The organism is Pseudomonas sp. CFBP 8772 (genome assembly GCF_014841665.1).
Classification (GTDB): Bacteria; Pseudomonadota; Gammaproteobacteria; order Pseudomonadales; family Pseudomonadaceae; genus Aquipseudomonas; species Aquipseudomonas graminis_B.
In genome coordinates this window covers 1-24,042 of the sequence record NZ_JACYUI010000020.1, presented here as the reverse complement: position 1 = coordinate 24,042, position 24,042 = coordinate 1, and the positions used below count along the sequence as shown (strand labels likewise).

General features: G+C 62.8%; 24 protein-coding genes. 10 read left to right on the top strand and 14 right to left on the bottom strand.

All coding sequences use genetic code 11. From position 1 onward, the window contains the following. Positions 1-13: 13 nt before the first annotated feature. Together IFT99_RS25125 and IFT99_RS25120 are read right to left on the bottom strand one after the other, a co-directional pair. The gene (locus IFT99_RS25125; RefSeq protein ID WP_192135923.1) at positions 14-2,515 is read right to left on the bottom strand and encodes a phosphoketolase family protein; all 2,502 of its coding nucleotides are present in this window, start codon (positions 2,513-2,515) and stop codon (positions 14-16) included. 59 nt (positions 2,516-2,574) lie between these two features. Beyond that, a complete protein-coding gene (locus IFT99_RS25120; RefSeq protein WP_192135920.1) occupies positions 2,575-3,777 on the bottom strand; it encodes an acetate/propionate family kinase in 1,203 nt (400 codons plus the stop codon). 209 nt (positions 3,778-3,986) lie between these two features. Between IFT99_RS25120 and IFT99_RS25115 the strand changes: the two genes are divergently transcribed. Both IFT99_RS25115 and IFT99_RS25110 read left to right on the top strand, forming a co-directional pair. Further along, positions 3,987-4,736, top strand: a complete 750-nt coding sequence (locus IFT99_RS25115) for a helix-turn-helix domain-containing protein (RefSeq protein ID WP_192135918.1) — start codon at positions 3,987-3,989, stop codon at positions 4,734-4,736. Positions 4,737-4,750: 14 nt separating this feature from the next. After that, positions 4,751-5,182 (top strand): potassium channel family protein, encoded by a 432-nt coding sequence (locus IFT99_RS25110; RefSeq protein ID WP_192135916.1) that lies wholly within the window; start codon positions 4,751-4,753, stop codon positions 5,180-5,182. A 187-nt stretch (positions 5,183-5,369) separates the two neighbouring features. Here IFT99_RS25110 and IFT99_RS25105 read toward each other — a convergent pair whose 3' ends face one another. The 4 genes from IFT99_RS25105 to IFT99_RS25090 all read right to left on the bottom strand — a co-directional run bounded on the left by IFT99_RS25105 (position 5,370) and on the right by IFT99_RS25090 (position 8,843). Beyond that, positions 5,370-6,155 (bottom strand): sulfite exporter TauE/SafE family protein, encoded by a 786-nt coding sequence (locus tag IFT99_RS25105; protein ID WP_065987149.1) that lies wholly within the window; start codon positions 6,153-6,155, stop codon positions 5,370-5,372. A 146-nt stretch (positions 6,156-6,301) separates the two neighbouring features. Then, a complete protein-coding gene (locus tag IFT99_RS25100; RefSeq protein WP_192135914.1) occupies positions 6,302-6,805 on the bottom strand; it encodes a cupin domain-containing protein in 504 nt (167 codons plus the stop codon). A gap of 71 nt (positions 6,806-6,876) precedes the next feature. After that, positions 6,877-7,641 carry a trans-aconitate 2-methyltransferase gene (gene tam / locus IFT99_RS25095; protein ID WP_192135912.1) on the bottom strand — a complete coding sequence of 255 codons (765 nt, stop codon included), beginning with the start codon at positions 7,639-7,641 and terminating at the stop codon, positions 6,877-6,879. Positions 7,642-7,757: 116 nt separating this feature from the next. Beyond that, positions 7,758-8,843 carry a glycoside hydrolase family 3 N-terminal domain-containing protein gene (locus IFT99_RS25090; RefSeq protein WP_065987141.1) on the bottom strand — a complete coding sequence of 362 codons (1,086 nt, stop codon included), beginning with the start codon at positions 8,841-8,843 and terminating at the stop codon, positions 7,758-7,760. A 300-nt stretch (positions 8,844-9,143) separates the two neighbouring features. Between IFT99_RS25090 and IFT99_RS25085 the strand changes: the two genes are divergently transcribed. The 4 genes from IFT99_RS25085 (at position 9,144) to IFT99_RS25070 (ending at position 12,611) form a co-directional block, all read left to right on the top strand. Beyond that, the gene (locus tag IFT99_RS25085; protein WP_065987139.1) at positions 9,144-9,491 is read left to right on the top strand and encodes a hypothetical protein; all 348 of its coding nucleotides are present in this window, start codon (positions 9,144-9,146) and stop codon (positions 9,489-9,491) included. A 219-nt stretch (positions 9,492-9,710) separates the two neighbouring features. Then, positions 9,711-10,274 carry a type 1 glutamine amidotransferase domain-containing protein gene (locus IFT99_RS25080; RefSeq protein WP_065987214.1) on the top strand — a complete coding sequence of 188 codons (564 nt, stop codon included), beginning with the start codon at positions 9,711-9,713 and terminating at the stop codon, positions 10,272-10,274. Positions 10,275-10,483: 209 nt separating this feature from the next. Next, positions 10,484-11,149, top strand: coding sequence for a glycosyltransferase (locus IFT99_RS25075; RefSeq protein WP_192135910.1), 666 nt, complete (start codon positions 10,484-10,486; stop codon positions 11,147-11,149). 172 nt (positions 11,150-11,321) lie between these two features. Then, the gene (locus IFT99_RS25070) at positions 11,322-12,611 is read left to right on the top strand and encodes an Nramp family divalent metal transporter (protein WP_197986123.1); all 1,290 of its coding nucleotides are present in this window, start codon (positions 11,322-11,324) and stop codon (positions 12,609-12,611) included. Between the two features lie 817 nt (positions 12,612-13,428). Here the strand turns inward: IFT99_RS25070 and IFT99_RS25065 are convergent. Then, positions 13,429-13,920 (bottom strand): copper chaperone PCu(A)C, encoded by a 492-nt coding sequence (locus IFT99_RS25065; RefSeq protein ID WP_192135907.1) that lies wholly within the window; start codon positions 13,918-13,920, stop codon positions 13,429-13,431. After that, positions 13,920-14,528 (bottom strand): SCO family protein, encoded by a 609-nt coding sequence (locus tag IFT99_RS25060; RefSeq protein ID WP_192135905.1) that lies wholly within the window; start codon positions 14,526-14,528, stop codon positions 13,920-13,922. Before IFT99_RS25060 ends, IFT99_RS25065 begins: the two co-directional genes overlap by 1 nt. A 435-nt stretch (positions 14,529-14,963) precedes the next feature. On the opposite strand from IFT99_RS25060, the gene IFT99_RS25055 reads away from it, so the two are divergent. Genes IFT99_RS25055 through IFT99_RS25045 form a run of 3 tightly spaced genes read left to right on the top strand, consistent with a single transcriptional unit; the run spans position 14,964 to position 17,349 of the window. Continuing rightward, the gene (locus IFT99_RS25055; RefSeq protein ID WP_192135903.1) at positions 14,964-15,995 is read left to right on the top strand and encodes an acyl-CoA dehydrogenase family protein; all 1,032 of its coding nucleotides are present in this window, start codon (positions 14,964-14,966) and stop codon (positions 15,993-15,995) included. Further along, positions 15,992-16,753 carry a PIG-L deacetylase family protein gene (locus IFT99_RS25050; RefSeq protein WP_065987128.1) on the top strand — a complete coding sequence of 254 codons (762 nt, stop codon included), beginning with the start codon at positions 15,992-15,994 and terminating at the stop codon, positions 16,751-16,753. The genes IFT99_RS25055 and IFT99_RS25050 overlap by 4 nt, the downstream gene beginning before the upstream one ends. After that, a complete protein-coding gene (locus IFT99_RS25045) occupies positions 16,750-17,349 on the top strand; it encodes a methyltransferase domain-containing protein (protein WP_192135900.1) in 600 nt (199 codons plus the stop codon). The genes IFT99_RS25050 and IFT99_RS25045 overlap by 4 nt, the downstream gene beginning before the upstream one ends. 22 nt (positions 17,350-17,371) lie before the next feature. On the opposite strand, the gene IFT99_RS25040 is transcribed toward IFT99_RS25045, so the two are convergent. From IFT99_RS25040 to IFT99_RS25030, 3 genes are all read right to left on the bottom strand, one after another. After that, positions 17,372-18,103: a GNAT family N-acetyltransferase gene (locus IFT99_RS25040; RefSeq protein ID WP_192135898.1), complete on the bottom strand. Its 732-nt coding sequence runs from the start codon at positions 18,101-18,103 to the stop codon at positions 17,372-17,374. A 170-nt stretch (positions 18,104-18,273) separates the two neighbouring features. Beyond that, entirely contained in the window at positions 18,274-19,029 is a 756-nt protein-coding gene (locus tag IFT99_RS25035; RefSeq protein ID WP_065987123.1) for a bestrophin-like domain, read from the bottom strand. A 15-nt stretch (positions 19,030-19,044) separates the two neighbouring features. Beyond that, complete coding sequence (locus IFT99_RS25030; protein WP_065987122.1) at positions 19,045-19,410, bottom strand: hypothetical protein; 366 nt, start codon at positions 19,408-19,410, stop codon at positions 19,045-19,047. Positions 19,411-19,923: 513 nt separating this feature from the next. On the opposite strand from IFT99_RS25030, the gene IFT99_RS25025 reads away from it, so the two are divergent. Beyond that, the gene (locus IFT99_RS25025) at positions 19,924-22,326 is read left to right on the top strand and encodes a glucose/quinate/shikimate family membrane-bound PQQ-dependent dehydrogenase (protein WP_192135896.1); all 2,403 of its coding nucleotides are present in this window, start codon (positions 19,924-19,926) and stop codon (positions 22,324-22,326) included. A gap of 98 nt (positions 22,327-22,424) precedes the next feature. Here IFT99_RS25025 and IFT99_RS25020 read toward each other — a convergent pair whose 3' ends face one another. From IFT99_RS25020 to IFT99_RS25010, 3 genes are all read right to left on the bottom strand, one after another. Continuing rightward, positions 22,425-22,673 (bottom strand): hypothetical protein, encoded by a 249-nt coding sequence (locus IFT99_RS25020; protein WP_192135894.1) that lies wholly within the window; start codon positions 22,671-22,673, stop codon positions 22,425-22,427. A gap of 103 nt (positions 22,674-22,776) precedes the next feature. Further along, on the bottom strand, positions 22,777-23,133 hold the full coding sequence (locus tag IFT99_RS25015; protein ID WP_192135892.1) for a hypothetical protein: 357 nt from the start codon (positions 23,131-23,133) through the stop codon (positions 22,777-22,779). A 6-nt stretch (positions 23,134-23,139) separates the two neighbouring features. Further along, a complete protein-coding gene (locus IFT99_RS25010; protein ID WP_192135890.1) occupies positions 23,140-23,598 on the bottom strand; it encodes a hypothetical protein in 459 nt (152 codons plus the stop codon). Between the last annotated feature and the right edge of the window lie 444 nt (positions 23,599-24,042).

Sequence of the window (24,042 nt, the reverse complement as noted above, 5' to 3'; positions counted from 1 at the left end):
AAAAGGTTGATGGTCACGCGTCCGTGAAGGTCTGCCCGCGGACATGCCCCTTGGCCAGTGGCGGCGGTGCATCGGAGTCACTGAAATCACCCGTCCAGCGCCAGTTCCTGATCTCCGGCATGTCCTCGAAGTGCTCCCGAATCCAGGCATCGTGTTTGCGCAACTGGCTCTCGAAGAAGTGCACGGCGTCAAGGCTGTGGGCGCGCAGATGCGGGACGTGGCTCAAGGCGTCGATCGCCAGGTGATAACGGCTCATGCGGTTGAGCACCACCATGTCAAAAGGCGTGGTGGTGGTGCCTCGGTCGCTGAAGCCGCGCACATGAAAACGGGCTTCGTTGGCGCGGCCGTGGACCATCGAGTGAATGACCCAGGTCGAGCCATGAAAGGCGAACATCACCGGTGCGTCCCGGGTGAACAGCGCTTCGAACGAGGCGTGATCCATGCCATGGGGCCGATCCTCGGGGGCGCTCAAAATCCCGAGGTCGACCACGTTCACAAGCCTCACGCGGATGCCGGGCACATGCTTTTGCAGCAACCAGGCGGCCGCCACTGCCTCGGTGGTAGGCACATCCCCCGCACAACCGAGCACCACGTCCGGCGCCCCGTCATCGCTGCTGGCAAAGGACCAGATCGACGCGCCTTGGGAGCAGTGCCTGAGCGCCGCATCGAAGTCCAGCCACTGGAAATCCGGCTGCTTGCCACAGGTCACGACGTTCACATAGTTGCGACTGCGCAGGCAGTGGTCGAAGACATTGACCAGGCAGTTGGAGTCCGGCGGGTAGTACACGCGAACCACATCCGAACGACGCTGCAGCACGTTGTCAACGAACCCCGTGGACTGATGACTGAAGCCATTGTGGTCGTTGCGCCAGGCGTGACTGCTGATCAGGATGTTGAGCGAGGCCAGCGGCCGGCGCCAGGCAAACTCACGGCTCTGCTGCAACCACTTGGCGTGTTGCGTGACCATGGAATCGACCACTTGGGCGAACGCTTCGTAGGTTGACCACATGCCGTGGCGCCCGGTGAGCAGGTACCCTTCGAGCCAGCCCTCGCACAGGTGCTCGCTCAGCACTTCCATCACACGCCCGTCGGAGGCCAGATGGTCGTCAATGTCCAGACACGGCCCGGCGGCCGTCCGGTTGCTCGCTTCGAACACCGCATTGAGCCGGTTGGAGCTGGTCTCGTCCGGCCCGAATACGCGGAAGTTGCGCGGGTTGTTGCGCATCACGTCGCGCAGGTACTCGCCCAGCTTGCGCGGCGCTTCGGCGATGACCTGCCCCGGGCCAGGCACCTCAAGCCCGTATTCGGCAAAGTTCGGCAGGTCCAGCGCCACCAGCATGCGGCCACCGTTCACGTAAGGGATCGCACCCATGCGCAGCGCCGGTGGCGGTGTCAGGGCTTGAAGTCCTGGCGCCAGACGCCCCTGTTCATCGAACAGCGTCTGGGGTTCGTAGCTGCGCATCCAGTCTTCCAGTTGCTGGAGGTGCTCGGGGTTGCCGGCGACGTTGGCGAGGGGAACCTGATGGGCGCGGAACGTGCCCTCGACCGGCAGCCCGTCGACGACCTTGGGGCCGGTCCAGCCTTTGGGGCTGCGCAGAATAATCATGGGCCATCGCGCGCGTACGGTTCCGCCGCCCTCTCTGGCCGCGGCCTGGATCTCACAGATGATGTCGTCACAGCGATTGAGCGCGGCGGCGAAGCGCTGGTGCATGCCCGGCAGGTCATCGCCCGCGACGATAATCGGCTGATAACCCCGGCCTCGGTAAAGCTCGAGCAGATCGTCATCGGCAAGCCGTGCCTCGACCGTCGGCCCGGAAATCTTGTAGCCGTTGAGATGCAGAATCGGCAGCACCGCACCATCACGGCGGGGGTCGAGGAAGTGCACGCTTTTCCAGCTGCCTTCCAGCGGACAGGTTTCAGCCTCACCGTCGCCAATCACACAGGCCACCAGCAATGAAGGGTTGTCGAACACCGCGCCAAAGGCATGCATCAGCGAATAGCCCAGCTCGCCACCCTCGTGGAGGGAGTTAGGCGTATGCGGGCCGCAGTGGCTGGGAATGCCGCCGGGAGTGGAGAAACTGCGAAAGAAACGCAACATGCCGGCTTCATCTGCGGTGATGTCGGGGTGCACTTCGCTGTAGGTGCCTTCGAGCCAGGCGCAGGCGTTCATGGTCGGACCGCCATGGCCGGGACCGGAAATAAAGAGGGTTTCAGTGCGTCGCTCACTGATCAGCCGGTTCAGGTGCACGTAGATAAAGTTTTGCCCGACCGAGGTCCCCCAGTGCCCCAGCAGCCTGGGCTTGATGTGCTCGGCCAGCAGCGGTTCACGCAGCAGCGGGTTGGCCTTGAGATAGATCTGGCCGACGCACAGGTAATTCGCGGCGTTCCAGTAGTGGTGCAGGCGCGTGAGCAACTCGGGGGCCAGGGGGCCTGACGAGGTGTCGGGCTCCATCCAGGACCCGCGGCTGACGTGGGTTTCATCGACGCTGGAGAGTGACGGGTTGAAGCTGTACATGGCGACTCCACTGGGGGCGATACGCAAAAGGTGTGGCGCGCAAATGCGCACTGGTCGATTCAGGCGCCGCTGTGCAACAGCTTGAGGGCGTGGCGGGCGATAACAGCGTTTTCGTCGGTCGGGAGGGTCCAGGCGCAAACCTTGCTGTCGGGCAGCGACAGGCAGGCGCCTTGTGGCGTGTTGGGTGAGGACGAGTGCTGCAGGCCAAGCCATGCGCAGCCGTCAAGAATCGCGTTGCGAACCGGCGCCGAGTTTTCGCCGATGCCGCCGGTCAGGATCAGCGCATCGAGGCCGCCAAGGACCGCCGTCATGGCGCCGATCTCTCGCACGACGCTGCGCACGAATAACGCGATTGCTTGTGCTGCCGCTGGTGCGGTGCTGTCAGCCAGTTCGCGTATGTCACTGGCGATACCACCGGAAACGCCCAATAAACCGCACTGGTGATAGAGCAGGTCTTCGAGGGCTTCGGCGTCCATGCCGCGCTCGCGCATCAGGTACAGCAACACGCCGGGGTCGAGCCGACCGGGACGCGTGCCCATCAACAAACCGTCCAGCGTGCTGAAGCCCATCGTCGTGGCCCGACTGACCCGGTTATGCAGGGCGCACAGGCTGGCCCCGTTGCCCAGGTGCGCCACAATCGTGCGGCCCTTCGCTGCGCGCTCATCGTATTCGGGAAGGACACCGGCAATGTATTCGTAGGACAGCCCGTGAAAACCGTAGCGACGCAGGCCCTGTTCGGTCATGGCGCGGGGCAGCCCGAATGAGGTCTCCAGCGGATCGAGGGTGTGGTGGAAGGCCGTGTCGAAGCAGGCATATTGCGCCAGGCCGCCGTGCTCGCGCGCCAGATAGTGAATCGGCGCCAGGCACCGCGGCTGATGCAGGGGCGCCATGGGAATGAGCGCCTGCAGCTCGCCCAAGAGGGCCGGATCCACCCGGGCGCCCGTGAGCGTGCGATCGCCGCCGTGAACCACCCGATGGGCCGCCGCACAGAGGTGCCCTTCGGTGTGTTGCTCTATCCAGCCCATCATGTTCCGCAACGTGCCGCTATCCGCCGGGCCGTCGGTGCGTGGCCATTGCGCGTTTTGCCGGGTTCCGTCGGCGTGGCGGAAGATCAGGCGCTCGGTGTCCCGGTGTACCTCGAAACTGCCGTGACCCAGGCAGGGGTCTTGCGCAGGGGCATCGGTGGCGTCGTAAAGGGAAAACTTGACGCTGGAAGAACCTACGTTCAGCACCAGCAGTGACGGGCGCGAATGATCAGTCATGGGGCAGCCTCATGAGCCTCCCATGATCGCGATGGGTTGGGCGGTGGCTGAAGTGAATCAACCGACGGCCAGTGTGCGCGCCTGAAGTGGCCCGGTATTGATCTGGATCAAGAAGGTCGCAGTCAGCCCTCCCCGCTCAGCCCCCTCCACAATGGCCGCTGTCACTGTGCAGCGCAGGGGCCTATGCTGGGTCACTCAAGGAGATGCACATGACCGCCCATCTGGCTGCCGTTCCCGGCTCGTTCCTCAACGCAGAGTGCGCGTTCTTCAACGTCGGCGAGCTCTGCCTGTCCCTTGGGATGAGCGTGCATGACACCGATCGCTTGTCCACCATCATCCCGCAACGGCTGAAGATCAAAAAAGGCGCGGTGCTGTACCGCGCCGGCGATCCCCTGCGCTCACTCTATGCGGTGCGCTCGGGCTATTTCAAAACGACCATTACGTCCCGGGATGGGCGTGAGCGGCTGATCGGGTTCCCCATGTGCGGAGAGCTGCTGGGCTGCGATGCGATCAGCAATGATCGTCATGAATGCGACGCCATGGCACTGGAGGACAGCGAAGTCTGTCCCATCCACTTCAGTCAGCTGGAGCGGCTGGCGCGCGAGTTGCCTTCGCTGCAGCGCAACCTCAACCGGGCGCTCAGCCTGGAGATCGTGCGGGACCACGAGATGCTGCTGATACTGGGTCAGCTCAATGCCGAGGAACGCATGGCCGCCTTTTTGCTCGATGTTTCCTGCCGCATGGCGAACCGGGGCTACTCCGGCACTGCCTTTGTGTTGCGCATGAGCCGGGAGGACATCGGCGGTTATCTGGGCATGCGCCTGGAGACGATCTGCCGCGCCATCGGCTCGCTGCGCAGTCAGGGAATCGTCAGTGTCTCGGGGCGCGCGGTGGAAATCCTCGACCTCGAACGGCTGCGCACCCTCATCACCGGCGGCGAAGGCCCCATGACGCTTTGATTGGGGAGAGCGCCATGTTTGCGGTCACGCTCATCAACATCGTGATCATCACCACAGCGGTGATGGTGCATTACGAATGCCTGATTCGCCTCAACCAGCTCATGCCGAGGCTAGGACTGCAGCACCGTTTCCGGGTGGTCATCGGCGTGCTGGGCGCGCTGATCGCTCACGCGGTGGAGGTGTGGATCTTTGCCTTGGGCTACTACCTGATGAACCGGTCTGATTCATTGGGAAGTCTGACCGGAAACTTCGACGGCAGCTTCATGGACTCGGTCTACTTCTCGTTCACCACCTACACCACCATCGGCTTTGGCGACATCACGCCCAACGGACACCTGAAATACCTGACGGGGCTGGAGGCGTTGACGGGGCTGGTGCTGATTACATGGACCGCGTCGTTTCTGTTCATCGAGATGCAGCGTTATTGGGGGGCGGAGAAGGAGTGAGCTCAGGCGTGGGGGCGCCGGCCTGGCGTGCAGCGAACACATACCCTGCGGCAGTGAGCGTGCTCACGAGGACGGCATCCCGGCCGTTGAAGAGCTGGCGGATGTTCCCAATCCTTCGCGAGCAAGGTCGAGCGCCAACCCGGTCGCGTCCACACGTGGCAGCGCAGCAGGTCCATCTACCCAGCGTTCAGAACGCCAACTTGTAGCCGATCGCCAACAGCATCAGCGCCAGACACGGACGCAGGACGGCGTCGGGGATGCGACCGGTCAGGTGGCTGCCGATGTAGATGCCCGGCAGCGAGCCCATCAGTAGGTAACCCAGCATTGACCAGTTCATGTTGCCCATGCTGGCGTGACCGATGCCGGCGATGAGGGTCAGGGGGACGGCGTGGGCGATTTCGGTGCCGACCAGGCGACGGGTCTCGAGGAAGGGATAAAGCAGAAACAGCGCCACCGTGCCGAGCGCGCCAGCGCCAATGGACGTGAGCGCGACCATGGTGCCAAGGATGACGCCGGTCAGCACCGTCAGCCCGTTCAGGTTTCGGGTGCTGAGGCGGTAGCGATCACCCGCGTGGCGTTGGGCGAATGCCAGCAGACGCTTCTTGAAAAAGATCGCCAGGGCGGTCAATAGCAGCACCACGCCCAGCGCCTGTTTGATCACCGAATTCATCGCGTCCGGCGCCGTGTGCAGGCTGCTCAAAAACCACAGCGTCAGCCCGGCGGCCGGCACGCTGCCCAGGGTCAGCCAGCCGGTAATGCCCCAGTCGATGTTGTCGTTCTTTTTGTGAACCAGCACGCCACCGCTTTTGGTGATGGCGGCGTACAGCAGGTCGGTGCCCACCGCCGTGGCGGGGTTGATGCCGAACCACAGCAGGATCGGGGTCATCAGCGATCCACCGCCCACCCCCGTCATGCCGACGATAAAACCGACCACCAGCCCTGCGACGACGAAACCTGCGTTGCCAAAATCCATTGCTCTGCCTGACTGCACATTTGAAAGCCGGCGGGCAGAATAGCGATTTTTGCTCTAAGCACCGCTGCTTTTCTTATATCGAGCCTAGATCGAGACGTTCTATGGTTATAACCGAATGAATCATGGGCGAATTTCCGAGCCGTGAATCAAGGCTCGCCTTCCCAGTAATCCAGCGTGGCATCAGGTCGCTGGACGGCCACAAACGCGCGTGCCCCATTGAGGGTGACCATCGCCTGATACTTGCCGGAGTCCGGGTATTCGCACACTTCGGGCGTCTCCCGGGTGCTGATGGACAAATACTTCAGCGGCGCATCGGAGGTGTTGATGATCTGATGGGGGTACTCCGGACCGGGCGGGATGAAGATCACATCGCCGCTGCGGATCGGCAGCATTTCACCCGCAACGCGCAAGGTGCCCTGCCCGTCCAGAATGACGAACATCTCTTCCTGGGCGTAGTGAAAGTGATAAGGGCACGAGCGCTTGCCCGGCGCGACAATGTCCACCGACGCACCCAGCTTTTGCGCGGCGGTGTCGGTGCCCAGGCGAGCGGCGTGGCTCTCGTACAGCGGGTCGCGGCGCTCGTGCTGCAGCGGCACTTCGTTGAAATTGCGAATCAGGCGCGCGGCCAGTTCGGCGGGGTCGTTGCTCATGCTCACTCCATCAGTAAACGGGGGTATCGATCACGGCTGGCAACACAGGGGCTTAACGCGAGCCGCACGCTTCACCGTGTCGCCACGATGAACAGGCGCGGGAACGGCAACAGCACCGTGCCGTCGTCCTGCGCCGGGTAGGCCTGACTGATCGCCTGCAGGTACGCATCGAGAAACGCCTGCTGACCCGCTTCGTCCAGCTTTTGCAGATAGGGCCGCAGCGCCGAGCCTTTGAACCACTCGACCACCGCCCCATGCCCACCGGCGAGGGGATGGTGATACGTGGTGCGCCAGACATCGACCTCGGCGCAATGCGCCCTCAGCAGCTCGAAGTAATAGGCGGCGGGGTGTCGATCGGGGTGCTTGACGTCGCCGATCCTGTCGGCCCACTGCGCACTCGCGGCGATCTCCCGCGCCAGACGATGGGCCGGCTCCTCAAGGTTGTCCGGCGTCTGCACCGCCAGCACACCGCCTGGATTGAGCAGGCTAACCAGCCGTGGATACAGCGACGCGTGGTCAGGCACCCATTGCAGCGAGGCGTTGGCGAGGATTACGTCGTAGGTGTGCGCCGGATTCCAGTTGCCGATGTCCGCCCGCTCGAATGCGATGTCCGGCAGCCGCTGACGGGCGTCGCGGAGCATGTCGTCGGAACTGTCGAGCCCGGTCACCGTGGCCTCCGGAAAGCGCTCGGCCAGCACTTCGGTTGAGTTGCCGGGACCGCAGCCGAGGTCGACGGCGGTGCGCGTCGAGGTCAGGGGAATGGCGGCGACGAGGTCGCGTACCGGTCGGGTGCGTTGCTGCTCGAACAGGGAGTACTGCGTGGCGGACCAGCTCATCGGGCTTTCCTTCTGAGTGTACGGAGTGGCCGAGAGTAGAACGCCCGGGCCGGGAGCACAAACGGGGTGAGGGACAAGCGATAAGCTGCAAGTGGTTGGCAGCGAGCAGCGGCTGTTCAGATCATGACGCGTCGGGTGAGATGACCGCCTGAGACCGGGTAGGAGACGTACAGGCCTGAATCCACCTGGGCTCGGGAGGCGTGGGCTTGGGCGCGAACTGTGTGCGCGGCTGCAAGCAGGGTTTGCGCATCCAGCCCCCCGTTGATTACTGCATCGACGATGGCACGCGCGATGTCGTCAAGCCCCGCTTCCGCCGACAGGAGCAACAGGTGCGCGCCGGCGTTCAGCGCCGCTACGGCGGTGTCGGCGATGCTGTTGCCACGCAGGATAGAAACGGCGTCGAGGTCATCGGACACGATCAGTCCTCCGAACCCCAGTGCATCGCGCAGCAGGCCGATCACCGCCGCCGAGGTGCTGGCCGACCGGTGCGGGTCCAGCGCCGGGAACACGGCCGGCCCGGGCATGATCGCGCCGACGCCTGCCGCAATCACCTGCCGGAACACGTCCAGCCCGTCGCTGAGGGCAGCGGCGTCATCAGGGACGAAAGCCCGCTCCACCGCCGGGTCCTGCTCGACCTGGTAGTGACCGGGAAAATGCTTGGCCGTGGCAATCACGCCCGCGCGTTGCACACCGCGGATGAAGGCGCAGGCAATGCGCGCCACTTCAGCAGGGTCGGCGCCGAGGTGGCGCTGGTGCAGCCAGGGATTCGCCCCGGTGACCACGTCAACAATCGGCGCCAGGAACAGATTGACGCCCATGACCCGGGCCGAGCTGGCCATTTCATAGCAGCGCGACTCGATGTCTCTTGTACTCATGTGGGTCAGTTCGGCGGAAGCCGGCATACCGGGCACCAGACCGTGCAGGCGCTGGATGCCGCCCAGTTCCTGATCGACGGCGATCAGCACCGGCGCCGCCGCACACACCGCCGCCTCCCTGGCGATCGCGGAAAATTGCCCGTCGGTTTCTTCCCGGCGACGCTCGAAGCTCATGCTGCGCGCCAGGTATTCGTCGCGGGTCTCCCCCAGCAGCACCGACACGCCGCCGGCGTGCAGATGCCGGCGCACGGGTTCATCCAGCGCGAGTCCGGCGATCGCCGGCATCAAGACTGACCGTGCAGCCCGTTGCAGTTCATCGTGTGACATGTGCTCTCCGTCGATCAGGCACTAACGAACGAGCTCACGTTTTCTTAATGCTCGTTTCCGCTCACTCTATTCATAGAACGAGCAACATGCAAACATAACGAGCAAAAAGCAGCGCACGGCTGAGTGAAGCCACTCATCAGAATGAATGACCCGCTGGCTCGACGGCGTCTGGGCAACGGAGGCTTGAGCAGGGGGTAAAAAATTTCAGGGCGTGCGCTTTTCATTTGCACGGTTGCTGGTCAACATAGGCGCCCATCGACCCTGCCGAATGGGTTCCGTTTTCTTATTCAGGATGAATTGATGCGCCGTTTATTTCCGTACTCGTTACTGGGTTGCACCCTGGCCGCGGTGCTGGCGGGTTGCAGTTCAACGCCGAACAACCCGTCGTTCAATTTCGACACCGCCAAGACGCCGTCTGACTACGCCAAGTGCATCTACCCCAAGTGGCAGCAGATCAAGCCCGGCACGACCATGACCGAGAGCAAGGGTCACTACAAACTGCTGATCTCCGGCAAGATCGCCTCCGATGAAATCCTCGAGGTCTACAAAGGCAATCCCAACACCCGGGTCTTCCTGTATCAGCGCGCGCCGTTGTCGTCGGCTTTCGGCCGCAATGCCCTGGAAACCGCAGTCCGCGATTGCCTGTGATGATGGAGGGGATCGTGGTGCGCCGTTTCGTCGCACGGCACTGCTCGCCGCACCCGAGATCCGGGTGCGCGGCCTGAAACACTGATAACCGCCCCGGTACCCTTCAGTGCAATCGGGCTGAACTTTTGCTTTTGCGCCTTCCTCTGAACGTGACACCGCTTGCCAATGGCAAGCGCCGTTTTCAACTTCAGCACTTATATTTCAGAGGAAAGCGAAAGCATGAGCAATCAACTGAACGGCAAGAAGGTTTTGATCATCACGTCCAACACCGGTATCGAGCGCGACGAGCTGCTAAAGCCGCTGGAAGCGTTGAAGGGTCAAGGTGCTGCGGTCACCCACGCCTCGATTGAAGGCGGCACTGCGCAACTGTTCCTGAACGACACCGACAAGGACGCCGTCGTCACCTCCGACGCCAAGCTGGCCGGCTTGTCTGCTGCTGACTTCGATGCGCTGGTCATTCCTGGCGGCACGGTCAACGCCGACACCCTGCGCCAGGACAGCGATGCCCAGAAGCTGGTCAAAGCGTTCGCCGACGCCGGCAAGACCGTCGCGTCGATTTGCCACGGCCCTTGGCTGCTGATCGATGCCGGCGTGATCGAAGGCAAAACCCTGACCTCCTACCCAAGCGTGCGCACTGACTTGGTCAATGCTGGCGCGGCCAACTGGGTCGATGCCGAGGTCAAGGAATGCCCGGCCAATGGCTGGACCCTGATCACTTCCCGCACACCTGACGATCTGCCGGCGTTCAACGAGGCCATCGCCAAGGCGCTGCTGGCGGGCTGAAGCCAGATGGGCAGGCTGTAAAGTCTCGCCGCACGTAGAGCCATCGACGCCGCTGATCAGCGGCGTCGCTGCATCTGGGACATGCCCTAACCCGTGATAAGCGAGGCGCTGGTCCTGCTAAACGAAAATACTTGAAACCAAATTTCCATCACTTCGGTCGACATCGAAGGACGCCGCGATCAGCGCAGGTGCCGCGACGAGACACTTCGATGATTGGAATCATTGTCCCCGCACACAACGAAGAAGACTTCCTGGACGACTGCATCAAGTCCCTGATCGCTGCTTCTGTCCACGAAGACCTCTACGGCGAGCCCGTCGAAATCCTCATCATGCTGGATGACTGCTCCGATGCCTCGGCCTGCGTCGCGGCCGCACACGGTATCACCACCCACGTCTGCACCTACCGCAATGTCGGCATGACCCGCGCAGAAGGCGCGCGGCTGATGCTCGAACGCGGCGCCCGCTGGCTGGCGTTCACCGATGCCGACAGCGTCGTGCCCTACGCCTGGCTGGCGCATCAGGTCAGCCTGGAGGTGGACGCGGTGTGCGGCATCGTCGAGGTCGACGACTGGTCCGGGCATCCCGAGCATGTGCGCCAGCGCTATGATTCGCTGTACCGGCCAGTGGATGACCATCGGCACATCCACGGCGCGAACCTGGGCGTCAGCGCGAGTGCCTATCAGCGCGCCGGCGGCTTCAAGGCGCTGGCCGCCCACGAAGACGTGCACCTGGTCGCCGATCTGCAACGCATCGGCGCGTCGATCGCGTGGATTTCCGCGAACAGCGTCACCACCAGCGCACGAAAAGACTACCGGTGCAAAGAAGGCTTTGGGGATTATCTAAACTCACTGGCAGCGACGTCGCTGTCCAGCTGAGTCCCTCCGTCGGGCAGCAACACGGCGGGCCTGCGGGCAGACGGTAACCACGCGCTGACACCGGGCGGCAGGGCCAGCGTTCCGCGCCTTTCCGACCCCTCTGATCATTCAATATTCAACGCCGGGACTTTCCATGCCGCCCATCGATCACCCTGCCCGCCCCGGCGACGACATGCTCGGCGGGGGCATGCCCAGCGCCAGTGTCGCGGTGCCCAAGACCGGCAACTGGTTCAAGCGGCTCCTCGCATTCACCGGCCCCGGCTATATGGTCGCCGTGGGCTACATGGACCCGGGCAACTGGGCCACCGACATCGCCGGCGGTTCCAAATTTGGTTACCTGCTGCTGTCGGTCATTCTGCTGTCGAACCTGATGGCCATCGTCCTGCAAGCGCTGTCGGCACGGCTGGGCATCGTCACCGGATGGGACCTGGCGCGGGCCTGCCGCGAACGGTGCAGCCGACCGGTGTGCATCGGGCTGTGGATTGCCTGCGAGATCGCGATCATCGCCTGCGATCTGGCCGAAGTGATCGGCACTGCCATCGCGCTGAACCTGCTGTTCGGCATTCCACTGATCTGGGGCGCGGTGATCTCGGCCGTCGACGTGTTTCTGATTTTTCTGCTGATGGGCCGCGGCTTCCGCGCGCTTGAAGCGTTCGTGATCGCGCTGCTGCTGGTCATCTTCGGCTGCTTCGCGATCCAGATGGTGCTGGCCCAGCCTGATCTGGCGGAGCTGTTTGCCGGCTTCATTCCCAAGGCCGAGGTGGTGACCAATCCCGAGGCGCTGTACCTGGCGATCGGCATCATTGGCGCCACGGTGATGCCGCACAACCTGTACCTGCACTCCTCCATCGTGCAGACCCGCGCCTACCCGCGCACGGATGAGGGCCGACGCATCGGCCTGCGATGGGCGGTGACCGACAGCACCATCGCGCTGACGCTGGCGCTGTTCGTCAATGCGGCGATTCTGATCACCGCGGCGACGGTGTTTCACAAGGCCGGCAAAACGGACGTGGTGGAAATCGAGCAGGCCTATCATTTGCTTTCGCCGATGCTGGGGGTGGGCATGGCGTCGATGCTGTTCGGTGTGGCGTTGCTGGCGTCGGGGATCAATTCCACCGTCACGGCGAGCCTGGCCGGGCAAATCGTCATGGAGGGTTTTCTGCGCCTGCGCCTGCCCGGCTGGATCCGTCGCCTGCTGACGCGGGGGCTGGCGATCATTCCGGTGATTGTGGTGACGAGTATTTACGGCGCCCAGGGCACCGCCAAATTGCTGGTGCTGAGTCAGGTCATCCTGTCGATGCAACTGCCCTTCGCCATCGTGCCACTGGTGCGCTTCGTGTCCGACCGCAAGCTGATGGGCGATTTCGTGACCGGGCCGATCCTGACCACCCTGGCCTGGGGCATCGTGCTGTTGATCATCGTGCTGAACGGGGTGTTGCTGGTGGGGGCGTTCGGGGATTGATTCCTGTCCGCCAAGACAGCGCATTTAATTTGTGTGATCGGGTTTAGCCGGGAAGACGTCGGTTTGAACACCAACAGTTTTGCGGTGTGGCTGCCGGCGCTTTCCCGGCTGAAGCCGGTCCTACGTGGGTACGTGGGGCCTTTGTGGGACTGGTTTTAGCAGGTCCCACAGTGAATACGCGGTGCATTTGTGGGACTGGCTTTAGCCGGGAAGACGTCGGTTTGAACACCAACAGTTTTGCGGTGTGGCTGCCGGCGCTTTCCCGGCTGAAGCCGGTCCTACGTGGGTACGTGGGGCCTTTGTGGGACTGGTTTTAGCAGGTCCCACAGTGAATACGCGGTGCCTTTGTGGGACTGGTTTTAGCCGGGAAGACGTCGGTTTGAACACCATCAGTTTTGCGGTGTGGCTGCTGGCGATTTCCGGCTGAAGCCGGTCCTACGTGGGTACGTGGTGCCTTTGTGGGACTGGCTTTAGCCGGGAAGACGTCGGGTTGAACACCATCACTTCTGCGGTGTGGCTGCCGGCGCTTTCCCGGCTGAAGCCGGCCTACGTGGGTACGCGGTGCCTTTGTGGGACTGGCTTTAGCCGGGAAGACGTCGGTTTGAACACCATCAGTTTTGCGGTGTGGCTGCTGGCGCTTTCCCGGCTGAAGCCGGTCCTACGTGGGTACGTGGGGCCCTTGTGGGACTGGCTTTAGCCGGGAAGACGTCGGTTTGAACGACACCACTTCTCCGGTGTGCCCCCGACCTGAACCCCATCGGTGTGGCTGCTGGCGATTTCCCGGGTGAAGCCGGTCCTACCGGATACGCGATCCCACTTAATGGGTCATGCCGTGATCATGGCTCATGTCCATCGCGGCGCGGGCCGGGGCGCTTACGTTCAGCACTTCTGTCTCGCCTTTGGCGTTTTTCACGGTCAGGGTCAGCGGGACCTGATCGCCCTCTTTGATCTGGCCGTTCAGGCCCATGAGCATCACGTGGTAGCCATCCGGGTCCAGCGCCACGGTCTTGCCTGCCGGCAGCGGCACGGCGTCGACCGGGCCCATGCGCATGACATCGTTGGTCATGCTCATCTCGTGGATCTGCACGTCTTTGGCCACTGGCGAGGTGACGCTGAGCAGCGTGCTGTCGGTGTCCGCGGTGATGCGCATGAACGCGCCTGACGAAGGCTGCCCGGCCACCGTCGCACGCACCCACGGATCCTCCACCCGCGTCTGGGCAACCGCACTCAGACTGCCCCCGGCCAACAGGGCGACCACCAACGTGCGCGAAACCAACGAGCGCGAGACAGCAGCAAACACAGTATTCATCAGCAGACTTCCATGACAGTGAGCAGGTCTTCCGCGCATTGCTTGGCGGAAAGCGAGGGTGACAGCCCCAGGCGCAGGTTGCCCCGGGAGTCGAAAACGAAGCTGGTGGCGGTGTGGGACATGGTGTAGGTGTTGCCCGCCGGGACCTTTTCGTAGAACACGCCGAATTCTTTGGCGACGTGGGCGGTTTCTTCCAGGGTGCCGCGCAGGGCGACGAACGTCGGATCGAACTGTTTGACGTAGGCGTCGAGGACCTGCGGCGTGTCGCGCTCGGGGTCGACGGTGATGAAGATCACCTGCAGCGTCTTGCCGTCCTCGCCCATCGTCTTTCTGATCTGCGCAGCACGGGCCAGCGCGGTCGGGCACACCGCCGGGCATTGGGTGAAACCGAAAAATACCATCGGCATCAGCCCGCGATAACTCGACAGGGTTTTGACCTCACCGTCGGTGTCGGTCAGCTTGAACGTGCGGCCCATGATCTTGTTGCTCAGATCTTTGCCGTACTTGAAATCCAGCGCAGTGGTCGAACCGTCACAGCCGGCCAGCAGGCCCAGCCCCAACAGGCCCATGCCGGTGACCACCTGACGGCGGGTCAGAAACTCATTCATCTGGCGAACTCTCGAAAGCAGCGGCTGGCGCCAACGCCAACCCTTTTTTCGTCCACCTCGCGGCACCGCAGGCGTTATTGGCAGCCGCACTGCAGCGGCGAGGGACGAAGCGAAAAAAACAGGTGCCCGACAGTGTCGCGCAAAACCGGGCCGAATGCGTTACAAGCGGATTTTACCGACACCCCTCGACGGCGCTGCATGCCTTGACGCCCATGGGTTGAGAAACGCTCGCTGCGACAAAACCGCGCACCCGTTCACAAAACAGGGATCAGCGCGCTGGCGAAGCCGCCCGGCCGAACGCGCGTGGCCCGGCTGGCCGAAGAAATGTTTGAACCCCTCCCCGCCTGCGCTGCCGAATTTCATCAGCAGGCCGCGCAACGGGCCAGGCAAACAGCCCGCGCAACTCGCGTCGGCGTCAACGGGACGGAGACAGTCATGCGGGACGATGCACAAGGACTTGAATCACTGCTGGCGGATTTCGCCCACCGTGACAACCCCCACGTGCCGGACGCACCCCTGCGTCACGCCATGCAACGCTGCCTCGACAGCGGGCTCGATCACTTGCCGTTGCCCGGCAGCGGTCGCACCCTCGAACGCTGGCGCCAATTGGCGAAGGTGGCGGGCGTCGATCTGGCGCTGCTCAAACTCTACGAAGGCCACACCGACGCCCTCGCCATTCTGAATGAACTTGATTCAGCGCCTTTCGATGCACCCGGCATCTGGGGCGTATGGGCCGCTGAACCGCCCGACGCCAGGGTAGGCGTCAGCCAACGCCATGGCGACAAGGTGCGCCTCCACGGCCGCAAGGCCTGGTGCTCTGGCGCACAACAGCTGGATTACGCCCTGCTCACCGCATGGGCCAGCGATGAAACGCCGCAGCTGGTAGCCGTTGATTTGAAACAGTCCGGCGTGCGCTTCAACAGCGACACCTGGCAGGCCGTAGGCATGGCGGGCACCGCCAGCGGCGACGTGCACTTCGACGGCGCTGTCGGCATTTGCGTGGGCAACAGTGGCGACTACCTTTCCCGGCCAGGATTCTGGCAAGGCGGCGCCGGTATCGCCGCGGCCTGGTATGGCGCGGCGGTAGCGCTGGCGAAGACCTTGCGCGCGCACCGACACGACGGACGGCCGGAACCCCATGCTGACGCTCACCTGGGCAGCGTTGATGCGGCGCTGTGCGGCGCGGCGGCGGCCTTGCGCGAATGCGCCTCATGGATCGACGCACATCCGCAGCACGACGCGAGCCTGCCGGTGCAGCGCCTGCGGGCCCAGGTCGAGCTGGCGGTCGAACAGGTTTGCCGGCACGTCGGGCGGGCGCTGGGCGCAACGCCTTTCTGCCGTGATCCGCACTTTGCGCGGCTGGCTGCCGACCTGCAGGTGTTTATCCGACAAAGCCATGCTGAGCGCGACCTGGCGCATCTGGGCCAGCGAATCGCTACGGGCGAAACCGAGGATTGGTCACTATGAACGAAGCGCAGCCTTTCGGCGTCACCGGCACCCCGTTGAGCGCCTGGCAGAACAGCGTGGCGTTGCGCAGTGTGCGCCCGATCACCCTGGAAGAACTGATTCCACCTGGCGCGCGCCTGATCGTGCTCGCGCCGCATCCCGACGACGAAGTACTGACCTGCGGCGGCGTGCTCGCGGCGATGGCCCAACGGCAGCACGATGTGCAACTGGTGGCTGTCACCGACGGCGAAGGCAGTCATCCGCACTCTCCGCTGTGGCCGGTACAGCGCCTGCGAACCGAGCGGCGCCGGGAAAGCGAACAGGCCGTCGCGCACCTGGGCCTCGACGTGTCGAGGCTGTCCTGGCAACGGCTCGGCATGGGCGATGGTCAAGTTGCCGGGCATGCCGAGTCGTTGATTGCCCTGCTCAGCGAAGACCTGCGTCCCTCGGATGTGTTGTTGACCACCTGGCGCCACGACGGCCACTGCGACCACGAAGCCGTCGGCCATTGCGCGGCCCAGGCGGTGGCCAACAGTGGCGCGACGCTGGTGGAGATGCCGGTGTGGGCCTGGCATTGGGCTGAACCGAACGACCCGCGCATCCCTTGGGAACAGGCCCGTAAATTCTGGCTCAGCGAGGAGCAACTGCGGCGCAAGCGCGAGGCCATCGGGGCGCATTTGAGCCAGCTGGAAAACGACCCGAGCACCGGCGCTCCTCCGGTGTTGACCCCTCAGACGCTTGAGCGTCTGCTGCAACCCTTCGAACTGGTGTTTCTGTGAGCATGACAGGTGAGTATTTTGAGACGTTGTTCGCCAACAGCGACGACCCTTGGGCCTTCCGTACGCGCTGGTACGAACACCGCAAACGCGACCTGACCCTCGCCGCTCTGCCGCGCCAGCGCTATGGGCGCATCTTCGAGCCGGGCTGCGCCAATGGCGAACTGAGCCTGCGCCTGGCCGAACGCTGCGACGCGCTGCTGTGCATGGACCTCAGCCCCCGGGCCGTCACTCTGGCCCGAGACCGCTTGAGCGAACATGCCCATGTTCAGGTGCTGGAAGGCTGTTTGCCCCAGGACTGGCCGGCGGGAGAATTCGATCTGGTGGTGATCAGCGAATGGGCCTATTACCTGACGCCGGATGCCTTCGGCGAGATCATCGAGCGCATTCGCGAAAGCCTGACGCCGGAGGGTGCGGTGCTGGCATGCCACTGGCTGCACCCCATCGAAGGCTGCCCGATGGAGGGCCGCGAGGTGCACCAGGTCCTGGCGCGGCACCTGGCCATGGAACGCACGCTGCATCACGCCGAGCGGGATTTCCTGCTGGAAATGTGGAGCAAGGACTCAGGCGGGATCGACCTCAACGAGGCCGTTCGCTGATCGCTGATCGCTGATCGCTGGATTAGACGAGCCGCGGGCCGATGAAGGCTTGCGCGCCTGACTCGCCCAACAGTCCGTTGACGAATAGCCGGGCCTGGCGGGTCAACTGATCGATGTGGCGATCGCGCTGTTTCTCCGCATCGGTCATGGCGCGCTTGCCGTGCTGCTTCAACAGATAGCTGTGGATCTGCCGCACTTCCAGCGAGTTGTAGATCGGCGCAATGTCCAGCACGGCCAACAAGCCCTCGGTCTGCCGCGCACGGGTGTTCATCACCACCTGCGGCCCGCGCGCACCCAACACCTGAAAACCCAGCGCCTCGAACACCGCAACTTTGGAGACGAAGCACGCCAGCTCCGCATGGGGATAGCGTTCGGTCATCTTTGTCAGCATGGCCCGCGCCACGCCCTGACGACGGCGTACCGTTTGCACCGCCATGTACGCCACGGCGCACGCCTGCGGGTCCTGTTGAACCGGCAAATAGAGCAAAAAGCCGATGACGATCGACGGATCCTCGGCGTCCAGCGCCACGATCAATTCCACCGCAATCCCCCGCGAGCCATCCATCGCCTGCACGTACTGATGCACTTCATGGCCGACGCCGTATTGGTACAGCGGGTACAACGGATTGCTCGGGGCGATGGCGACCATGCTGAGGTCGGTGACGTAGTCGATCACCATTTGCATGATCTGGCTTTTGATCGATTCCGGGGGCGTGGCGTCGAGGCGCATGACGGTAAACGTGGGGCTGGGCATTGTGATCCTGAATACGGGCTGGGACGGTAGCGTGCTGAGTGGTGACGTGCAGAGCGCTGCATCATACCCGGCCCACCCCGCAAATCCCTCCTTTTCTGCCCTCCGACGCTTCGTTGTAAAGGCCCGCAACCAGAGCGCGACCACGACCCAAAAGCGGTTAAAGCGCACGCTTACAACTGCATCTCCGCCAAGGCCCGGCGAAGCGGCTCATCAGAGATCTGGATGGGGCCGTGAAAGGGAATGTCCATGTCCAGGACCAGGTAGACCGACGCGGCAATCAGCAGTGCTGATACGGTGAACATGCCAATGACCATCGGGTTGCGCGGCGCCCGGTAGCCGAAAGTGGCGAAAATCAGCGTCATCCACGCGATCAGCATGCCGATCAGCGGGCCGGGTATCGCCCCTTCGGACTGCTCGACGATTCGCCAGCGCTGTTCGATCAGGCCGTGGTACTGCTGGCGAATGTCCAGCATCAAGGTTTCATGGAAGCGATCCGCCGGGCGCACCCCGGCGAGGGATTTGCCGATGTCGTCCAGGTACTGCGCGGCCTGGCTTTTGCGATGCTGCAGCGCTTCATCACCGCGATACGGATTGGCAATGGCCCGCTCAAGGTACGTCACCAGCAGCCCGCGTGTCTGTTGCGCGGACTCGCCGTAAGTGCGCAGCGTTCGGTCGAAGATGATCAGATCAGTGGCGTAGGCATGGAAGCTCGCGTCGATGGATTCATAGGTGTTTTTGGCTGAATTGATCATCAGCCCGAACACGAGCGAGGTCATCACCACGAAGATGTTGGCCACCAGGCGGATGACCGTGTTGGTGTCCTCGTCTCGATGACGGCTCGAAAGCCTGGGATACCAGTGCATCATCAGCAACGATGCCGCCAGCAGGCAGGCGAAGGTAGCGGCTGCGATCCACACCGACTGCATTAACGCACCCCGCCGCTACTGCGCAGCCCAGTGGGAAAGTTTGCGCTGGACGTCATCGGCGCCTCCCTGGCACTCGCTGGCGGAGAGACTTGGCGCACCGCGTTCCAGCGTGGTCACCGGCCTTCCTGGGGGCGAATAAATAGTGATGCGCTGCGCACCCGCCGGCTGAAATTCAATACGGGTGCCGTCTTCCAGATACAACGCCTCGTCGGCATATTTTCCGTCCATCGCCCGGTAATAAGGCGGAGCGCTCAGGCAGGTGCGCAGGTCGCCGTCCTCGAAAATTTCCACGTAAAAAGTGCCGCCGGCGTGGGGACCGGCCCAAAGGCCGGTGAGTTTGTGTGGCGGTGAAGATGCGCTGACTGAGGTGTAATCGACCAATGACGCACCGGTCGTGGCCTGGGTCGTGCACCCGGATACACACACAAAAACCGCCGCTGTGATCAGCAGCGTCGTGGCTCGCGTCCTGCTTAACCGATTGTGCATAGAAAACTTACACTTCCAGCGCGTTATGAGAGCGCAGACCAGAGGGAATCGATGGACTCCGTCTCATGCGCCTGCCGTAAGTTGAATGGCCTGTTGACGACTCTAGTCTGCGCCCACACCCCCCGCAACTTAGAGCGATGGGATGCACCACAGCGGGCATTACCTTGCCGCCCCTGTAGCGCCATCTCGCCGGTCCTTTCAGCCCCTCTTCAGGCCCCGAACTCGCGTAAGGCCGGGCCGATTGCCCTCTGAATGCTTTTCCCCCGGGATCAGTTCGTGAACACGGCCTATGCTTGGAAAGAGCGTGTGGTCAGTGATGCCGAAAAAATTCATCCAACCGGCTGATCGGGGAGTTGAACCCCCTATGAGGCGCACAGTCCATGCACTACATCCCAAGGGGGAACATCGATGAATGACTTATCAAAAGCTTCAGGGCTGAGGCGTTTCACTTCCATCATTGCAGGCATCTTTGCCTTGTTTCTGCTGGTAGGCGGTATCTGGCTGCTCACATTGGGCGGCTCTTTTTATTATCTGTTCCTGGGCGTCGCGCTGCTGGTGTTCGCCGTCCTGTTGTGGCGACGTTCCGCGGCATCGCTCTGGCTGTATGGCGCGCTGATGCTGATCACCGTGGTCTGGGGTCTGTGGGAAGCAGGCACGGACTTCTGGGCGCTGGTGCCGCGATTCGACATCCTCGGGGTGTTGGGTCTGTGGCTGCTCATTCCGGCGGTGACCCGGGATATTCCGGAGCGCATCAAGCCCGGCAAAACCTTTTTATCCGCGACATTGGCGCTGGCCATCGTGGTGATGGTGTATGCCATCTTCAACGACCCGCAGGAAATCAACGGCAGCATGGCCACCGCGCAACCCGCGCAGCATGAGCCTGTCGAGGGCATCGCCAATGGCGACTGGCCTGCTTATGGGCGCACCCAGTCGGGCACGCGCTATTCCCCGCTGACCCAGATCAACGAAGGCAACGTCAAAGACCTGCAGGTGGCGTGGACCTTCAACAGCGGCGAATCGAAAACCGCGAGTGACTCCGGCGAGACCACCAACGAGCTGACGCCGATCAAAGTCGGCGACAACATGTACATCTGCACCACCCACCAGATTCTGGTGGCGCTGGACCCGGCGACCGGCAAAGAGAAGTGGAGATTCGATCCCAAGCTCAAATCCGACCCGTCCTTCCAGCACTTGACCTGCCGTGGCGTCGCCTACTTCGATCAGGCTGACACCACGCAGTTTGCGAAAAGCCTGGAAGGCACGCAGCCGGTCGCCACCAGTTGCCCGCGCAAGGTATTCCTGCCGGTCAACGACGGTCGTCTGTTCGCCATCAACGCTGACACCGGCGCACCGTGTGCCGACTTCGCCAAAAACGGCGAGCTCGATCTGCTGCACTTGCAGCCCTACCCGTATCCGGGCGGCCTCGAACCCACCTCCCCGCCCGTGGTGACCGGCACCACCGTGATCATCGGCGGTTCGGTGACCGATAACCTGTCGGTGCACGAGCCTTCCGGCGCGATCCGTGGCTACGACGTCAACACCGGCGCGCTGAAGTGGATCTTCGACACCGGTGCCGAAGACCCGAACGCGATTCCGGGTGACGGCAAGACCCTGGTCAACAACTCGCCGAACGCCTGGGCACCGCTGGCGTACGACGCGAAAACCGACTTGGTCTACGTGCCAACCGGCAATCCGACGCCCGACATCTGGGGCGGCAACCGCACCCCGGTGATGGAGCGTTATGCCAGCTCGATCGTCGCCATGAACGGCTCCACCGGCAAACTGGTGTGGAGCTTTCAGACCACCCACCACGACTTGTGGGACATGGACGTACCGGCTCAGCCAACCCTGGCTGACGTGAAAACCGGCAGCGGCGAAGCTGTCCCTGCGGTGTACGTGCCGACCAAGGCCGGCAACCTGTTCGTGCTCGACCGTCGCGACGGCAAGCCAATCGTGCCGGTCCATGAAATGCCGGTGCCTGCGGGTGAAGCGGCGCCAGGCGATCGGGTCAGCCCGACCCAGCCGCGCTCGAACCTGAACCTGACGTCGATTCAAACCCTGTCCGACAAGGAGATGTGGGGCGCGACCATGTTCGACCAACTGGTCTGCCGCGTGATCTTCAAGCAGCTGTCGTACAACGGCCAATACACGCCGCCGTCCGAGCAAGGCACGCTGGTGTTCCCGGGCAACCTGGGCGTTTTCGAATGGGGTGGCATCTCGGTGAACGCCGACCGTCAGGTCGCGCTGATGAACCCGATGGCGCTGCCGTTCGTGTCCAAGCTGATTCCCCGTGGCCCGAACAACCCGCTGTGGCCTAAAGAAGGTGCCACCGGCAGCGGTACCGAAATGGGCATTCAGCCTCAGTACGGCGTGCCTTATGGCGTCGAAATCAACGCCTTCCTGTCGCCACTGGGCCTGCCATGTAAAGAGCCGGCCTGGGGTTATGTGGCGGGTGTCGACATGAAGACCCACGACGTGGTGTGGCGCAAGCGTATCGGCACCATCCGCGACAGCCTGAAAGGCATTCAACTGCCACCGCTGAAAATCGGTGTGCCGATGCTCGGTGGTCCCATCTCCACGGCCGGCAACCTGATGTTCATCGCCGGCACCCAGGACAACTACCTGCGTGCCTTCAACGTCACCAACGGCGATCTGCTCTGGGAAGCGCGGTTGCCGGCTGGCGGTCAAGCCACACCGATGACCTACGAGAGCAATGGCAAGCAGTACATTGTGATCATGGCCGGCGGGCATGGCTCGTTCGGTACCAAAATGGGCGACTCACTGATCGCCTACGCACTGCCGTCGAAGTAATCAGCGGCTGAGCGACAACAAAAAGCCCGAGTGATCGGGCTTTTTGTTGTGTGCGGTTTCAGTACAGCAACCGCCAGTGAAGGTCGGACGCCGACCGCTCACTCAGTCTCGATAACACCCGTCATCGCCGTAAAGCGACTCTGCGGGTTCTTGAGCTTGTCGAGCACCTCATCGGGTGTGGACTCACGGAACACCACCATGTGCCCCACCTCCTCGCCGCCTTCGGTGACCCGCTCGATGTCGTTGATCATCCAGGTTTTCAGCTCTTCCACGCTGATGCCCAGCTGCGCGGCGACCTGACCGTGGAAGCGCTCTGCGTCATATTGATTGAATTCGTCGTTGTTCATGGCCTTGGCCTCGTTTAGCGGGTGTAAGTCTGAGGCCGCAGGAGGCCGGCACAGTTCAGTCGGTTACGACCCACGGCGTCCAGCGTCAGGATCAATCACTTTTTTATCGCGCCCGTGGCCCGGCCATCCAGGGGCTGTATTCGAACGCTAGCGCGCCTCTGGACACGCCGGTTTCATCCACGGAGAAACCGGGCATCTGCGCGATGTCGAGATGTTTGCACTGCTCGGTGAGTCGGCTTTGCAAGACGTTGTCGTAGGTGAAGGCCTCCGGGCGTTCGCGGTGGCGTTCGAGGTTGACGACGCATTCCTTGACCTTGCCCTGCTTGTTCGCTAGATACTCGAAGGTGACCACGCCGATGCTGCCGGGCGGTGATTTCATCAGTGTCCGCTCGGCGAAATACCGCCCCTGCGCGTATTGCTGATAACGGGGCTCCATGGACAAGCGCTGGATATCGCTCATTGGCACTTAGATTAAGGGGGCGACGACTTCCACGTTGCCGTCCTTGTTGAACCGGTCCCCGGGTACGATCGGGAACACCGCGCTCCAGCACACCTTTTTTGAAAGATCGGCCACCGGTGCATTTGCCGTGGCAATGCCTGTGGCCTGGGTTTCACAGCTGAATACCTCATTGTTGCGATTGATCTTGATGCGCAAGCGGACCTCACCCGTCAGGCCTTCGCTGTTGGCCTCAAGCGCTCTGTTTCCGAGAATGGACTGGAAACGGCTGACGAAGGTCTTGAATTGCTGCTTTTTGATTTCTTCCGGGCTCGGGACGGCTGGAGCGGAGGCGATGGCAGGAGACGCCACCTGACGGGACTGACAGGCCATCAGGGCACAGGCGATGCCTGCGATCGCGGTCAATCGGAGCCATGGGGCAACCGGGCGCAGCGATGACAAGCGGGAATAGGGACGGAGGAGCAACATTGATCATCCTTGAACGACAGAAAATAAAGCGCGCGAAGATACCGCTGCCCGGCGGAGTACGTCTACGGCACTCGGCAAAACTGGCGGCGTTTGAACCGGCCCCTTCCCGGCTAAAGCCGGTCCCACTAAAAGCAACGCGCTTGGCCCGTAGGACCGGCTTCAGCCGGGAAAGCGTCGTGCGTCACGCTACAAAATGAAGGTGTTCATGCCGGCCTATTCCCGGCTAAAGCCAGTCCCACAAAAAGCAATGCGCTCGGCCCGTAGGACCGGCTTCAGCCGGCAAAGCGTCGTGCTTCACGCTACAGAAATGAGGGCGTTCACACTGGCCCCTTCCCGGCTAGAGCCGGTCCCACGAACAGCAGTGCAGTCTGTAGTGGTCAACTAATTCCGGACACCTCGATAGGTTGTTTCAAGGCCACCGTCCGTTCGTAAACGGTCGGTGGC

Bases quoted from the DNA above. Each gene is read 5' to 3' on its own strand.
- IFT99_RS25125 (WP_192135923.1), bottom strand. From the start codon at position 2,515: ATGTACAGCTTCAACCCGTCACTCTCCAGCGTCGATGAAACCCACGTC.
- IFT99_RS25120 (WP_192135920.1), bottom strand. From the start codon at position 3,777: ATGACTGATCATTCGCGCCCGTCACTGCTGGTGCTGAACGTAGGTTCT.
- IFT99_RS25115 (WP_192135918.1), top strand. From the start codon at position 3,987: ATGACCGCCCATCTGGCTGCCGTTCCCGGCTCGTTCCTCAACGCAGAG.
- IFT99_RS25110 (WP_192135916.1), top strand. From the start codon at position 4,751: ATGTTTGCGGTCACGCTCATCAACATCGTGATCATCACCACAGCGGTG.
- IFT99_RS25105 (WP_065987149.1), bottom strand. From the start codon at position 6,155: ATGGATTTTGGCAACGCAGGTTTCGTCGTCGCAGGGCTGGTGGTCGGT.
- IFT99_RS25100 (WP_192135914.1), bottom strand. From the start codon at position 6,805: ATGAGCAACGACCCCGCCGAACTGGCCGCGCGCCTGATTCGCAATTTC.
- tam (WP_192135912.1), bottom strand. From the start codon at position 7,641: ATGAGCTGGTCCGCCACGCAGTACTCCCTGTTCGAGCAGCAACGCACC.
- IFT99_RS25090 (WP_065987141.1), bottom strand. From the start codon at position 8,843: ATGTCACACGATGAACTGCAACGGGCTGCACGGTCAGTCTTGATGCCG.
- IFT99_RS25085 (WP_065987139.1), top strand. From the start codon at position 9,144: ATGCGCCGTTTATTTCCGTACTCGTTACTGGGTTGCACCCTGGCCGCG.
- IFT99_RS25080 (WP_065987214.1), top strand. From the start codon at position 9,711: ATGAGCAATCAACTGAACGGCAAGAAGGTTTTGATCATCACGTCCAAC.
- IFT99_RS25075 (WP_192135910.1), top strand. From the start codon at position 10,484: ATGATTGGAATCATTGTCCCCGCACACAACGAAGAAGACTTCCTGGAC.
- IFT99_RS25070 (WP_197986123.1), top strand. From the start codon at position 11,322: ATGCTCGGCGGGGGCATGCCCAGCGCCAGTGTCGCGGTGCCCAAGACC.
- IFT99_RS25065 (WP_192135907.1), bottom strand. From the start codon at position 13,920: ATGAATACTGTGTTTGCTGCTGTCTCGCGCTCGTTGGTTTCGCGCACG.
- IFT99_RS25060 (WP_192135905.1), bottom strand. From the start codon at position 14,528: ATGAATGAGTTTCTGACCCGCCGTCAGGTGGTCACCGGCATGGGCCTG.
- IFT99_RS25055 (WP_192135903.1), top strand. From the start codon at position 14,964: ATGCGGGACGATGCACAAGGACTTGAATCACTGCTGGCGGATTTCGCC.
- IFT99_RS25050 (WP_065987128.1), top strand. From the start codon at position 15,992: ATGAACGAAGCGCAGCCTTTCGGCGTCACCGGCACCCCGTTGAGCGCC.
- IFT99_RS25040 (WP_192135898.1), bottom strand. From the start codon at position 18,103: ATGCCCAGCCCCACGTTTACCGTCATGCGCCTCGACGCCACGCCCCCG.
- IFT99_RS25035 (WP_065987123.1), bottom strand. From the start codon at position 19,029: ATGCAGTCGGTGTGGATCGCAGCCGCTACCTTCGCCTGCCTGCTGGCG.
- IFT99_RS25025 (WP_192135896.1), top strand. From the start codon at position 19,924: ATGAATGACTTATCAAAAGCTTCAGGGCTGAGGCGTTTCACTTCCATC.
- IFT99_RS25020 (WP_192135894.1), bottom strand. From the start codon at position 22,673: ATGAACAACGACGAATTCAATCAATATGACGCAGAGCGCTTCCACGGT.
- IFT99_RS25015 (WP_192135892.1), bottom strand. From the start codon at position 23,133: ATGAGCGATATCCAGCGCTTGTCCATGGAGCCCCGTTATCAGCAATAC.
- IFT99_RS25010 (WP_192135890.1), bottom strand. From the start codon at position 23,598: ATGTTGCTCCTCCGTCCCTATTCCCGCTTGTCATCGCTGCGCCCGGTT.